Consider the following 13,451-nt stretch of genomic DNA (forward strand, 5'->3'; position numbering starts at 1 on the left):
TTAAATAAGAGTGTTCTAGCAATCAGATTTTAGGCGATCGAGCATCTGTCACCCGCTTAATTAATGCTAAGTCTGCCAACCCAAGTCTCCAAAATTGTAACAATTCATTAAGTAAAATTAATAATCATGCTACAAGAAGAACAATTACAGCATTTCCTCAATTCAGCCCCCCAGTTGCCAGCAATTAAATCATCAGAACCCGCCGGAGGGCCCAACAGCCGCCCAATCTACTCCTCGCCTTTAGATCGGGCGATCGACCGCCACCCCATCACTGTGGCTCCAGAAACCCCGATCGCCCAGGTGTTGGTTCTCATGAACCCGATGCGCGTCTCATGTCAGCTTTGTGGCGAAAAACAAAACGCTGTTGCTAGCGCAGCCAAGCGCAGTTGCGTGTTAATTGTCGAAGATAATCGACCGATCGGCATTTTTACAGAACGAGATATCGTCAAGCTAACTACCGTCGCAGCTTGTGCAGTAGGACTGACAATTGCTGACGTAATGACTCGATCGCCCATTACCCTCAAACAATCCGAGTCTCAAGATATTTTCACAGCTATGTTCACGTTGCGCCAGCACCAGATCCGGCATTTGCCCGTAGTGGACGAGGACTCGCGACTTCTCGGCATCATCACCCGCGAAGCAATTCACGAAGCCCTGCAACCGGTTAACTTGCTAACCAATTTGCGCTGTGCAGCAGATGTCATGACGAAAGAAGTCATTTCTGCCCCAACAACTGCCTCAGCCCTCGATTTAGCCCAGCTCATGGTCAAGCATCGAGTTAGTTCCGTCGTCATTGTCAAAGAGCAAACTCAGCATCCCGATCGCGCGATCGCACCAATACAAAATTATCAAATTCCGATCGGCATTGTCACCGAGCGCGACATCGTGCAGTTTCACGCCCTCGAACTCAACCTCTCGGAAATCCCAGCAGCAAGGGCCATGAGTGCGCCTTTATTTTGCATATCTCCCGCCGATTCCCTCTGGAGTGTCCACCAGTCCATGCAGCGACACTGCGTCCGCCGTTTGGTAGTAGTTGGCAGCCAGGGAGAACTTTTGGGTGTTGTTTCTCAGACAAGTTTGCCGCAAGTTTTTAACCAATCTGAAATGTATGGGACGATCGAGCTGTTGCAACAAGCAGTGGACGATCGAGCCACCCAATTACAGAAGGCCAACGAACTTTTGCAGCAAGAAATTTTAGAGCGGCAGCGGGCCCAAGAAGCCCTGCGCCAAGCTCATGACGACTTAAAAAAACAAGTTGAAGAACGCACCGCTCAACTTTTAGAATCAAATGAATTGTTGAGACGGGATATTATCAAGCGCCAGCGAGTCGAAGAAGTGCTGCGGCGAAAGCAAACTTGCTTGAAAAATCAAGCGCAGCAATTAGAGGACACTGTGCGAAAGTTGCAGCAAACTCAAACTCAATTGGTGCAAACCGAAAAAATGTCTTCTTTGGGACAAATGATTGCCGGTATCGCTCACGAAATTAACAACCCTGTTAATTTTATCTACGGCAACCTTTCCCACGCCAGCCACTACATCAAAGAATTGCTTCAACTGTTGGAACTTTACCAGCAGCACTATCCCGAACCCGTCTCGGAAATTCGGAAAGCAGCAGCAGATATGGAAGTCGAGTTTTTGGTCGAAGATTTATCTAAGATCCTGTCTTCTATGCAAGTAGGAACTGAGCGCATCCGCCAAATAGTTGTGTCGATGCGTAATTTTTCGCGATCGGATCAATCTAACATCAAGCTCGTTGACATTCACGAGGGACTCGAAACCACTTTGTTGATTTTGCAGCACCGGCTCAAAGCCCACGGCGCACATCCACCTATCGAGATTATTAAAGAATACGGGAATTTGCCCCAGATCGAGTGCTGTGCCGGTCAGATCAATCAGGTGTTCATGAATATTATCGGCAATGCTATTGATGCTTTGGATGAAGAAATCCAGAAAGGGGAATGGGCCAAGAGAGATGGGAAAAATTCACCCCAGTCAAATCCTAATTCTCCCTTGACTGTTCCCACAATTACAATTCGTACTGAAGTTGTTGGCGACGATTTTGTGGCGATCCGCATTTCCGACAACGGGCGGGGCATACCGGAGGAGATTCGCCGCCAATTATTTGACCCATTTTTTACTACCAAACCAGTCGGCAAGGGCACTGGGTTGGGACTGTCGATTTCTTACCATTTAGTTGTCGAACAGCACGGGGGGCGGCTCGACTGCGTTTCGGAAGCTGGACGGGGTACTGAATTTGCGATCGAGATTCCGATCGTTAGTGGTCATTAGTCAGCAGTCATACGATTTTAGATTTTAGATTTTAGATTGAACAATTTAAGGATGGGAAATGACTCATGAAGCCCGGGGTTTGGATGACGGGTCTACAGTTGCATTCTTTTTTTCAACTGGTATCAGTAGTCATGGGGAAGACATCATATTCTCCCAATCCCCCACTCTCCCCATCCACTCTCCCTCTCCCCGGCTCACTCCCCCACTCTCCGACTCCCCACCTTTTCCTAAAAATTCACAATTTTTTACAAAACACCAGAAACCCCAGCAAAGTCAATCTTTCCCAATCTAAAATCTCAAATCTCAAATCTAAAATCCCATAACTTTGCCCTCCCCCGACCCAAATGATCCGAACTAACTTCGAGTTGGCCTCATCCACTAGCGTCTTTATGACCGTTCGAGTTACCCGCACAAGCCATCAACTGCCTGCATCCTAGCCCCAAAGCCAAAAGCCCAGATTGTTTGAGAAGTTAATTTTTGTTTTATTTTTGTACCTCTTTATATTAAGAAAGTATTCTAAAATCAATTTAAAAGCTAAAAAAAATATAAAAATAGATTTTTATATCAAAAAACCAGTTAAGATTCCCAAAGATGCAAAATAAACAAATTTACTAGCATTTTCATTTAGACGCCCCCTTTCTTTTCATCGCAAGTTAGCTAATAATGCTTTCAACGAGGTGACTAAGGGCGGACTCCAAAATTGGCCTAACCCAAAGAAGGATACAAGCCCCAAACAAAAGTCGTCGAGATCGAAAAATTTTAGCCATTAGAGAGAACTTGCAGATTCATCTGTTGAGTCAATCTAAAATCTCAAATCTGAAATCTCACATCGACTGACAGTAAGGGCATTGCAATTGGGCTATTGCAATTGGGCTATTGCAGTTGGGCGATCGAAAAAAAGCATGAAACCCCAGCCCTCATCGTTTTGATAGAAACCTATAGGAGAACAAAGAGTGAAACTAGCAGTTTACGGAAAAGGTGGAATTGGTAAATCGACAACAAGCTGCAACATCTCCGTTGCCCTAGCCAAGCGCGGCAAGAAAGTTTTGCAAATCGGTTGCGATCCAAAGCACGACAGCACATTTACCCTCACTGGCTTCTTAATCCCCACAATTATTGACACGCTTCAGCAAAAGGACTATCACTACGAAGACGTTTGGCCCGAAGATGTCATCTACAAAGGCTACGGCGGCGTTGACTGCGTAGAAGCAGGTGGCCCTCCTGCTGGAGCTGGCTGCGGCGGCTATGTAGTCGGCGAAACCGTCAAACTGCTCAAAGAACTCAATGCCTTCGACGAATACGACATCATCCTGTTCGACGTGCTCGGCGACGTAGTGTGCGGCGGTTTTGCAGCCCCCTTGAACTACGCAGATTACTGCATGATTGTTACCGACAACGGCTTCGACGCTTTATTTGCAGCCAACCGCATCGCCGCCTCAGTCCGCGAAAAAGCCCGCACTCACCCGTTGCGGCTCGCCGGTTTAATTGGCAACCGCACCTCAAAGCGCGACTTGATCGACAAGTACATCGACTCAGTACCCATGCCAGTGCTGGAAGTGCTACCCCTGATTGAAGACATCCGAGTTTCTCGCGTCAAAGGCAAAACATTGTTTGAGATGGCCGAAAGCGATCCTTCCCTCAACTATGTCTGCGATTACTACCTCAACATCGCTGACCAGATTTTGGCAATGCCCGAAGGAGTAGTGCCCAACGACACTCCCGATCGCGAATTATTTGCCTTACTTTCAGATTTTTATCTAAATCCAGTGCAACCAGTGGTCAAGAAGGAGGAAGATGAGCTAGACCTGATGATGGTTTAATAGGTCTAGCGATCAGGATGAGGATAAAGAGGTTATGGCTTTTTTTGATACTTTTTCAGTTGCTCTCAAACAGAAGTGGTTGGACTACTACCAGGTAAATCGGGCTTGGCTGCTCCTGCACATGACGGCTGAGAACACGGTCGCCACACCCGACGGCGGGAAAAGGCCTGTTTCTTACCTCATCCTGGGAATTGCGGCTGCCCTGGAGCCGGAACTCCAGCAATTAATGCTGCCCTTCTCAAAACTCAAGCCGGATGCAGACAGCCTGATCGAAGTGTTGGGGCTAAATTTTGACCCGGACATCGCGCTGGGTATGCCCTCAAATCTCGCGCCGCAGACGGCCGGCAAATCTCCAACACCCGCAGCAGCTCAAACTGCAACTGCTGCACCCGCCGCAGCTCAAACTGCAACTGCTGCACCCGCCGCAGCTCAAATTGCAACTGCTGCACCCGCCGCAGCTCAAACTGCAACTACTGCACCTGCAGTCCCTCAAACTGCAACTGCTGCACCCGCAGCAGCCAAATCTAATAAAGTGGGCGGTGCTGCCTTAGCAGCAGCCGGAGTAGTCGCCGGAGTCGCCGGAGTCGCCGGTCTGGCAGCAGCGTCAGCACTGAGCTCAGAGGAGGAATCCTTCGATGAGTTTGAGGAAGAAGCTGTCTCCGACTTCGACATGGGCGATGACGAGGAAGAAGCTGTCTCCGACTTCGACATGGACGATGACGAGGAAGAAGCTGTCTCCGACTTCGACATGGACGATGACGAGGAAGAAGCCTCGGCTTTGGACGGTCTCGGTCTCGAAGATGATGAGGAAGATGCCGTATCTGACTTCGATATGGGCGACGATGAGGAAGACGCCGTATCTGACTTTGATATGGGCGACGATGAGGAAGACGCCGTATCTGACTTTGATATGGGCGATGACGAGGAAGATGAAGCCTTGGGTTTGGGCGGTCTCGACCTCGGCGATGACGAGGAAGATGAAGCCTCGGCTTTGGGCGGTCTCGATCTCGGCGATGACGAGGAAGATGAAGCCTTGGCTTTGGGCGGTCTCGACCTCGGCGATGACGAGGAAGAAGAAGCCTCACAATTTGGGACTTTGACCTCTGGAGATCTCGAATCGGGGATTTCCGATCCGTTTGGGGAAGAAGATGAAGAGTTCGTCGCCGAAGAAATACCCGATCCTTTTGGGACAGCGACCTCAGATGACCTAGACATGGATCTGGGCGACTTGGACGATGACGGTATTGACGATTTCTCTGTATCTGATGACGATGACCTCGATGATCTCGGACTCGACGATCTGGGGGAAGCAACTACCGGAGATCCTGACGAAGATGATTTAGATGCTCTAGGTCTCGGCGATTTGGATTCCGACGATGAGGATGAAGAAATTTCCGGCTTTTTATCTGATTTTAAGTGAGGTTGTGGCGATCGCCCGCCTCTCTTCTAGTTTTGAAGTTTCCCGTTCTATTTGTGAGTTGTGGGTTGCGAGTTGTTAATTTTTAATGAGCTCCAACTCACAACTGCCAAAAGGCTTTTTGCCTTAGCGAGTTGAAGAACACTAAATCCCTGCGGTGAGGGATTGTATGCCCTCGCGCAGAATTTTTTAGCTCAAATTTTGGATGCTGCGGCTGCGGAAATATTGAGTTTGCTGCATCTATTTTTCAGAGGAATTACGCCAAAACCAGGTATTTCTATTATTGTTCGCTGCGAAAGCGCGATCGCACAAAACAGGTGTTTTTTCGCCCCTGCGCCTGTTGGCCTTCGAGAGGAAAAACAACCTGAAAAACAACTTATGCGTGTCCGCAGCAAGAGATGCGATCGCAAAATACAGGTATTTCCTCGCTAGGCGAGCCTGTCCTGTTCGAGACGAAAAACAATTTAAAGGGAGAAGATTTGAGATATGACTGCTATTACTACTAATGAACCGGAAGCTTTAAACTTTGAATGCGAAACAGGCAATTATCACACATTTTGTCCGATTAGCTGCGTAGCTTGGCTTTATCAAAAAATTGAAGATAGCTTTTTCTTGGTCATCGGTACTAAGACTTGCGGCTATTTCTTGCAAAACGCAATGGGCGTGATGATTTTTGCTGAGCCTCGCTATGCGATGGCTGAGTTGGAAGAGGGCGATATTTCCGCTCAGTTAAACGATTATGATGAGTTGAAGCGGCTGTGCTTGCAAATTAAGCGCGATCGTAACCCCAGTGTAATTGTTTGGATCGGCACTTGCACCACCGAAATCATCAAAATGGATTTGGAAGGGTTAGCGCCGAAACTCGAAGCAGAAATTGGCATTCCCATCGTCACAGCGCGCGCTAACGGTTTGGATTACGCTTTTACTCAAGGGGAAGATACCGTTTTAGCAGCGATGGCTGCTAAATGCCCTGAGAAAGCGCCCGTGATGGAATCTCAGAAACAAGAACGCAATGCTATCTCTCAACTGCTGAATTTCGGCAAGAAAAAAGAGGAAGTTGCAGCAGATGAATCGGAATATGTCAAGCACACACCGCTGGTACTTTTCGGTTCTTTGCCCGATCCGGTTGTTACTCAGCTAACCTTAGAATTGAAGAAGCAAGGAATTAAGGTTTCTGGTTGGCTTCCTTCCAAGCGCTACACTGAATTGCCAGTCTTGGAAGAAGGTTATTATGTATCGGGTATGAATCCGTTCTTGTCGCGTACTGCTTCTACGTTGATGCGCCGCCGCAAGTGTAAGCTAATTGGTGCGCCATTCCCGATCGGCCCTGACGGAACTCGCGCTTGGATTGAAAAGATTTGCTCAGTGTTGGGAATTGAACCAAAAGGTTTGGACGAACGGGAAGCGCAAATTTGGGCTGGTTTGGAAGATTACCTGCAAATAATTCGCGGCAAATCTGTCTTCTTTATGGGCGACAATTTGCTGGAGATTTCTTTAGCACGTTTCTTGATTCGCTGCGGCATGACTTGCCCGGAAATTGGGATTCCTTATATGGACAAGCGCTATCAGGCGGCAGAATTGGCGTTGTTAGAAAAGACTTGTCACGAGATGGGAGTTCCTACTCCTCGGATTGTGGAGAAACCAGACAATTACAATCAGCTTCAGCGGATTTACGAGCAGAATATTGACTTGGTGATTACTGGTATGGCTCACGCTAATCCTTTGGAAGCGCGGGGAATTAATACTAAGTGGTCTGTTGAGTTTACTTTTGCTCAGATTCACGGCTTTGGTAATGCGCGGGATATTTTGGAGTTGGTGACTCGTCCGTTGCGCCGGAATAATTCGCTGAAGGATTTGGGTTGGGGTAATTTGGTGAAGAATGAAGCGAAGGTTTAATCGTTTTTAGCGTTGAATAAAAAACCCGGTTTCTTGGAGAAACCGGGTTTTTTCAGTAGAAAATTACTGGACATTTAATGCACAACAGCTAGTGCAACAGCCATAGGCCTTTTTTTTCTAGTCAAGCCAATTTTCTCGACTCGCCCGTTAAATAGTGCGATCGTCCGTAAGTTGCTCCGAGGTAGGGGATTGAGTGTGCGATCAAGTTCCCACTTACGCTCCTCCTCATCTCCGAGTGTGGGCTGTATCTAATCTTGGCAATCTCGATCCTGACATTTACTATTTTTTTTTACCTTAATGCTTGACATTGTCAGGAAACAGAGCTAGCTTCATCATATAAGCAAACTCCGAGCCTTGGAGGTTCGACCATGCCCGACGGAGATATCGTTCACAGTCAGCTTTCGGGGCTTTACCAGAAGCCGTATAAGTGGCTTTGTGAAGGAAAAGCTAACAACAGTGAAAATGCTTGGGTTGTGAAGGGTGCTGTGATACGGGACATCCAGACAAACTACGGTAATGTGGCGGTCAAATACGCCAAGCGAATGGGGGAGATGTTGAGACAGATGATGGTGGAAAATGTTGGCCTGCATAGCTCTGTAAATTGGGCTGCTTTAAGCACGGAGATCGATCGACAGGTAGGACAAGCGAAAGTTAAGCATCATGTCCAGGAACTACTCCGTCGTGCTGGTAAGGGCATCCTCCATGAATTTCGCTATAAGCATACAGCAGAAACTAACAATTTGCCGGAAGCGGTTGTAGAGCGGTTCTTCCTGGAAGTGTACAAGGCGAAATTTGAGCAACGCATTCCGCTGACACCTAATCACCATGCTGATGTTGATAATGCGACCGTGACAGAGCGTGTTGAGGCGATCCGTTCAGATATGTTAGCCGATATCAGTAAATGGGCGAAGAAGGCTACTGCGAATGAGGATGTGAAAAACCTGCGACGGTCTCCACGCGAGAAGGTGAAAGAGATAGACCTTGATGAGGATCTGCTATGAACTACGAACCTTCGATTGAGCAGAGCCTTGACGACAGTGATTACAGCAATTACACTTTGCACTTTGAACCTGTCTCGAACAGTAATGGGTCTGTCCGCTTCATAGATCACTCCCAGGGTAAAGAGATAAATGTTGGCATCAATGTGGATGATGAGGCATTCGGGTATCGGGTTCATGAAGAGTTTCCAGCCATCGTTGCCGACCTCGTTGACCTCGCCGTTGCAATCCATGCTTCAGACCGCCTGGCGCCCCAAAATTTGATCGGAAAGTCGCGTCGTCTTCAAGTCGTGGTTCCAGTACGTCATCCGGAATTACTCAATGCCGAACCGTTCCGGACAAAGCTGGAACACCTGCTTGGATGGGCGACTGGGAGCGAATGGGTTTTCGACTTCCAAACCAGGGTCGCACCCGAACGTTTTGTTAACCAACAATTAGTTTTGTCCGTAATACCTCAAGGCTGTGAAGTCGCGCTTTGGAGTGGTGGACTTGATGCTCTGGCGGGTTTGTACACTCGTCTTCGGATGTATCCAGAAAAGTCGTTCGTGCTGTTTGGAAGTGGCAGTAACAATAGTGTCTATGCCCGCCAGGGACGAGTAGGAAAAAAGGTTGAGTCTATATTCCCCGGTCGTTGTCATCTTTTCCGCGTCCCAATCCGCTTCCACGATAGCGATGCGCAGCACAAGAACAAGCGTTCGCGTGCGCGAGGTGTTGTATTCACTCTGCTTGGTGCCGCGTGCGCATACCTCATGAATCGGCGGGTTCTCTGTGTTTACGAGAATGGGATTGGGGCGATCAACCTTCCTTACCGTGCATCTGCTGTAGGACTGGATCACTCTCGCTCTGTTCACCCACTGACTTTACTGATGGTGAGCGATGTCGTCTCAGAACTTTTGGGAGAAGAATTCCGTGTGCAAAACCCCTTTCTGTTCTGGACTAAAGCCAAAATGTGCAAAACATTGGCTGCAGAAGGGAGAAACGACTTACCGTCGCTAACTATGTCATGCGACAGCCCACATCGCCAGCAGCCGATTCAGTGTGGTTACTGCTCCTCTTGTCTGTTAAGACGACAGGCGCTTGCGGCTAACGATCTAGAAGATCGAACCCGTTATGTAGTGTTCCACGGAGAGCGCCCACCAAAGGAATCCAGTTTGCATCTGGCTCATATGCTTGTGCAGGTTAACACCCTCCGCAACTTGCTCAATGTATCAGATGAAATGGGTATTCAGTGGGAAGCTTTAACCCGAGAGTTTCCAGTGTTAGATGATATCGTCGATCGTGGCGCTGGGGCAGAATGCCTACTGCCCGCTGATATGCGGAGCCACCTGATTCAGCTTTATCGAAGCTATGTTTCTGAATGGGATACAGTAAAGTCCCAAATTGCGGTTGACCGATCGAATCAACGTGGCAAACAGCACTTATTAAACAGACACGCAGTCAAAGCTCAGTAAAGTTGAGGAAAAATGTATGACTAGCAATATCCTTGACAACATCGATCTGCGAACGCTTGGGGAACTCCTTCAACAGGCGCGTAAAAAGTGCGGTATGACTCAGTCTGATGCAGCTAACATCATTGACGCTGCACGTACCACTATGGTTGCTATCGAGAAAGGAGAGCGCCGCATTAAGGCAACTGAACTGATTAAACTCGCCCGCGCCTATGGGCGATCGGTCAGTGACTTTGTTCGATCTCGTCCCGTAATCCAACCTTTTGAGATGCAGTTTCGGGCAGCCTATCAGCGCAGTGAGGGAGAAGAAGTACAGATTGAACCAGCAATTCTGCAGCTAGAGGAGTTGTGTCGGAATTACCTAGAGCTTGAAGAAATTATGTCCGCACCACTTCCCCAGAACTATCCTCCTGAGTATCAAGTAACGAATATGCCACTTAAGGCTACTGCCGAGAGCATAGCAGTTGCAGAGCGCCAGCGCCTTGGGCTTGGAGATGGGCCTATTTTACGTCTGCGGGACATTTTAGAGCAGGATGTGGGACTCCGCATCTTCTATCTAGAGATGCCACCAAAATACTCAGGGGTTTACAGGTACGATGAACGACTTGGCGGTTGCATAGCAATCAATGCTAATCATCCAGAGGAGCGGCGGCGTTGGTCGCTGACTCACGAATACCTTCACTTTCTCGCACATCGGAGAAAAGCTGTGTTGGAATTTGAAGGTCAGTATCAGCGAGTTCCAGAGAGCGAACGACTAGCCGACACTTTCCCAAAATATTTCCTGATGCCCACTAGCGGCTTGTTCAAGCGATTCAACGATATGTGCCGCACGCATGGCAAGTTCACTCCGACTCATCTATTCACATTAGCGCATTACTACGGTGTATCCATAGAAGCGCTTGCTTATCGGTTAGAAGAAATGGAGCTTGTGCGGGCTGGAACTTGGGAGCGATTGCGCGACCGCGGGTTGAAAGTCAGAAAGGTACAACAGGAGCTTGGCTTAGAGGACATCCCACAGCGCACTGATACGATCCCTCTCCACTATCAGCATCTCGCGATCGAGGCGTTGGATCAAGGACTGATTACAGAGAGTCGCTTTTCTGATTTCCTAAATGTCGATCGCCTGGAGGCCCGCCGCATCGCAGAAGCATTGCGGGAACATTCAAGCGGAATGATGGAGGAAGCCTCTGATTTCGACCTGATCGATATGCAGGAGTAATGGGAGAAGTCAAGTTATGCAAATTGTTCACTCCCACCTTCTTCTTGATGCCTGTTGCGTTTTCAACTTTTGTGCTTCGGGTCAATTACTGGCAATTCTGAAGTCTATTCCTGTTCAGGTTGCAGTCACCCAAGTTGTTCGAGAACAGGAGTTAAAAACGCTCCAACGTCTTGAAGACGAGGAAAATGATGGTGCGACTCAATTCGAGGCAGCGATCGCACAAAGTATACTTATAACCGTGGATTTTGAGTCGGAAGAAGAGGCCGAATCATTTGTGAATTACGCCGCTATTTTAGATGACGGCGAGTCAGCGACTGGCGCCATCGCAGTTCACCGACAATGGGCAATGGCGACCGATGATAAACGAGCGATATCGTTTTTTCGGAACGAGACACCACAGCTTCAGGTTTTATCAACCCTAGAGATAGTTAAGCATTGGTCAGAGAAAGCAGGTGTTGATTCGCAAACACTACGCGATGTACTGAATTTAATTCGAGTTAAGGGGCGATATATGCCACCTAAAAGCCACCCTTTGCATAGTTGGTGGGAAACTGCGAGGCAGTGAGGCTGAAAGTTTAAGCTGAGCATTAGTTAAAGGGTCATATGAAAGAATTAAGGTGAAGCCGATGGAGTTTTTTATTAACTGCCGATTAACGCAGATAAGCAGATAAAGAGAGCGATCGCACTTTTCCCCAACCCTTCCAGAATCTCAGGCCACACGCCCGTAACACGATCGCAGGTATGATCGCCTATAATCGAAACTAGCCCAAATCTCATCAGTTGAGAAACCGCCATGAGTCAAGACAAGGAAGAAATTAGCTATTCAGAGAAAACAGAACGTCTCAGAGTTATCGGTCAGTTTATCAAAACTGTGACACCGATGATTTGGACGATCGTAATTTTAGTAGTCATCATTCCCCTATTAGGTAACTTTCTAATTTCCCAGTCACTAACAAATACCGGAACCACAGCAGTTGTCGTCTCGCCGCCGCACGATTTTAGCAAAGTCAACCAAGACGTTAAAAACGCCATCCAACAATCCCATATAACTGCCGAAACTTTCGCCTCCAAAGAATTGGACAAATGGGAAGCCGAAGTAATTGCACGAGTAGACAATAGTTTCCTCGATTGGTACTTCGATTACTTCAATCAAAAAAAGATGGAGTTTACCGTACCTTTTAATTTCGTGAAATCTGCCGTACTCAACAGATTTGATATGACAGCAGCTTCTCAATCTGTTTCCGAAAAATTAACCGAAGACTTTCAAAGAGAATTTGCTAACCGCGTGCTCGTACCCAAAAACGCTCAACTGCGATTTCAATTAATCACTCAAGATACTGCTAACTTGTACATATCCGAAGTTAGCAAGAATGTGAAAGTAGTTCAAAATAATTATAATATACCACAAGTACAGTGGGACAAATATCTGAACGATATTGCCACCACAATTAGCGACAAAGGAAACATCTCTAATTTCTCATTAAAAGTATTAGTTGGCGGCAGTGGCTACTTAGTTGCTAAACCCTTAATTTTGGGAGTAGCAGCTAAAGTGGGCAGCAAAGTTACGGCAAAAGTGGCCAGCAAAGCCGCCGCCAAGGTAGCTACAAAAACAGGCGGTACAGTGGCTAGTCAGTTGGGAGTAAGTTTAATTGATCCGATTGTGGGAATCGGGATTATTATTTGGGATTTGTGGGATTACAATCACACAGTCAAAGTAGAAAGACCGATTTTGCGGGAACATATTGTAGAATACTTGAAAGATGTCAAAAAGTCCCTGCTCACCAATCCGGAAAGTGGAATCATGGCAGCAATTTATCAGTTAGAAAGCGGTCTTCTCAAGTCACTTTAATCATTTAGCGTTGCTTAATACAGGTATGAATTGAAGAGTTCGGAATTGCCATAAGCCAAGTAGGGTGAGTTTTGTAACTTCCGAAAAAAGTTGGTTCATACCGTTAATCAGCAACGTAAAAAAAGATAAGATAGAAAAACAGCTAGAAGAGGTGCAAGATTTGATCGCATATAAAAATCTCATAAAAGGGAAGAAAGCGCAAGCTGTTTTACTCAGATTAAAAGAATTTAGTTATCGAGAAACAGAAAAACGATTAGAAGTTTCAACAAGTTTTATTGCACAAACTCACAGAAAATACTTAGCCGGGAATCGCGGAATTAAAGTTAAAATATCACGGCTAAAGAGCTATCCGCAACGCCTCGACTTCCTGGCTCAACCCTAAAACCAAAATATATCAGAACTAGAAAGATATTTGAGGTAAAATTATGATGTAATATTTCAATACTCCGGACAGTTTTTAAAGAGGGATGCGACGCCTACGGCAAGCAACGCTTACGCAATAAATCACAGAAGCG

The 13,451-nt window shown here is 47.1% G+C and carries 12 protein-coding genes; 11 read left to right on the forward strand and 1 reads right to left on the reverse strand.

Annotated features, from left to right (window positions below; translation table 11 throughout):
- Positions 1–126 precede the first annotated feature (126 nt).
- From QUA74_RS00990 to QUA74_RS01030, 9 genes are all read left to right on the forward strand, one after another.
- Positions 127–2,289, forward strand: coding sequence for a CBS domain-containing protein (locus QUA74_RS00990; protein WP_333324129.1), 2,163 nt, complete (start codon positions 127–129; stop codon positions 2,287–2,289).
- Positions 2,290–3,242: 953 nt separating this feature from the next.
- Complete coding sequence (gene bchL / locus QUA74_RS00995) at positions 3,243–4,109, forward strand: ferredoxin:protochlorophyllide reductase (ATP-dependent) iron-sulfur ATP-binding protein (protein WP_006634709.1); 867 nt, start codon at positions 3,243–3,245, stop codon at positions 4,107–4,109.
- A 34-nt stretch (positions 4,110–4,143) separates the two neighbouring features.
- Positions 4,144–5,529, forward strand: coding sequence for a DUF5331 domain-containing protein (locus tag QUA74_RS01000; protein WP_333324131.1), 1,386 nt, complete (start codon positions 4,144–4,146; stop codon positions 5,527–5,529).
- 162 nt (positions 5,530–5,691) lie between these two features.
- Entirely contained in the window at positions 5,692–5,958 is a 267-nt protein-coding gene (locus QUA74_RS01005; RefSeq protein WP_333324133.1) for a hypothetical protein, read from the forward strand.
- A gap of 54 nt (positions 5,959–6,012) precedes the next feature.
- Positions 6,013–7,422 carry a ferredoxin:protochlorophyllide reductase (ATP-dependent) subunit N gene (locus QUA74_RS01010; protein WP_199292772.1) on the forward strand — a complete coding sequence of 470 codons (1,410 nt, stop codon included), beginning with the start codon at positions 6,013–6,015 and terminating at the stop codon, positions 7,420–7,422.
- A 368-nt stretch (positions 7,423–7,790) separates the two neighbouring features.
- Positions 7,791–8,423 carry a hypothetical protein gene (locus QUA74_RS01015; RefSeq protein ID WP_333324135.1) on the forward strand — a complete coding sequence of 211 codons (633 nt, stop codon included), beginning with the start codon at positions 7,791–7,793 and terminating at the stop codon, positions 8,421–8,423.
- Positions 8,420–9,871 carry a 7-cyano-7-deazaguanine synthase gene (locus QUA74_RS01020; protein ID WP_333324137.1) on the forward strand — a complete coding sequence of 484 codons (1,452 nt, stop codon included), beginning with the start codon at positions 8,420–8,422 and terminating at the stop codon, positions 9,869–9,871. Before QUA74_RS01015 ends, QUA74_RS01020 begins: the two co-directional genes overlap by 4 nt.
- 16 nt (positions 9,872–9,887) lie before the next feature.
- The gene (locus tag QUA74_RS01025) at positions 9,888–11,087 is read left to right on the forward strand and encodes an XRE family transcriptional regulator (protein ID WP_333324139.1); all 1,200 of its coding nucleotides are present in this window, start codon (positions 9,888–9,890) and stop codon (positions 11,085–11,087) included.
- Positions 11,088–11,103: 16 nt separating this feature from the next.
- Complete coding sequence (locus tag QUA74_RS01030; protein WP_333324141.1) at positions 11,104–11,652, forward strand: hypothetical protein; 549 nt, start codon at positions 11,104–11,106, stop codon at positions 11,650–11,652.
- Between the two features lie 74 nt (positions 11,653–11,726).
- Here the strand turns inward: QUA74_RS01030 and QUA74_RS01035 are convergent, their stop codons facing one another.
- Positions 11,727–11,882, reverse strand: coding sequence for a hypothetical protein (locus QUA74_RS01035; protein WP_333324143.1), 156 nt, complete (start codon positions 11,880–11,882; stop codon positions 11,727–11,729).
- On the opposite strand from QUA74_RS01035, the gene QUA74_RS01040 reads away from it, so the two are divergent.
- Positions 11,881–12,936 carry a hypothetical protein gene (locus QUA74_RS01040; protein ID WP_333324145.1) on the forward strand — a complete coding sequence of 352 codons (1,056 nt, stop codon included), beginning with the start codon at positions 11,881–11,883 and terminating at the stop codon, positions 12,934–12,936. The genes QUA74_RS01035 and QUA74_RS01040 overlap by 2 nt on opposite strands.
- Positions 12,937–13,000: 64 nt before the next feature.
- Complete coding sequence (locus QUA74_RS01045; RefSeq protein ID WP_333324147.1) at positions 13,001–13,318, forward strand: hypothetical protein; 318 nt, start codon at positions 13,001–13,003, stop codon at positions 13,316–13,318.
- The last annotated feature ends 133 nt before the right edge of the window (positions 13,319–13,451 follow it).

The organism is Microcoleus sp. LAD1_D3, from assembly GCF_036702135.1.
Lineage (GTDB): Bacteria > Cyanobacteriota > Cyanobacteriia > Cyanobacteriales > Microcoleaceae > Microcoleus.

Coding starts and splice junctions, on each gene's coding strand:
- QUA74_RS00990 (WP_333324129.1), top strand. CDS start 127: ATGCTACAAGAAGAACAATTACAGCATTTCCTCAATTCAGCCCCCCAG.
- QUA74_RS01000 (WP_333324131.1), top strand. CDS start 4,144: ATGGCTTTTTTTGATACTTTTTCAGTTGCTCTCAAACAGAAGTGGTTG.
- QUA74_RS01010 (WP_199292772.1), top strand. CDS start 6,013: ATGACTGCTATTACTACTAATGAACCGGAAGCTTTAAACTTTGAATGC.
- QUA74_RS01015 (WP_333324135.1), top strand. CDS start 7,791: ATGCCCGACGGAGATATCGTTCACAGTCAGCTTTCGGGGCTTTACCAG.
- QUA74_RS01020 (WP_333324137.1), top strand. CDS start 8,420: ATGAACTACGAACCTTCGATTGAGCAGAGCCTTGACGACAGTGATTAC.
- QUA74_RS01025 (WP_333324139.1), top strand. CDS start 9,888: ATGACTAGCAATATCCTTGACAACATCGATCTGCGAACGCTTGGGGAA.
- QUA74_RS01030 (WP_333324141.1), top strand. CDS start 11,104: ATGCAAATTGTTCACTCCCACCTTCTTCTTGATGCCTGTTGCGTTTTC.
- QUA74_RS01040 (WP_333324145.1), top strand. CDS start 11,881: ATGAGTCAAGACAAGGAAGAAATTAGCTATTCAGAGAAAACAGAACGT.
- QUA74_RS01035 (WP_333324143.1), bottom strand. CDS start 11,882: ATGGCGGTTTCTCAACTGATGAGATTTGGGCTAGTTTCGATTATAGGC.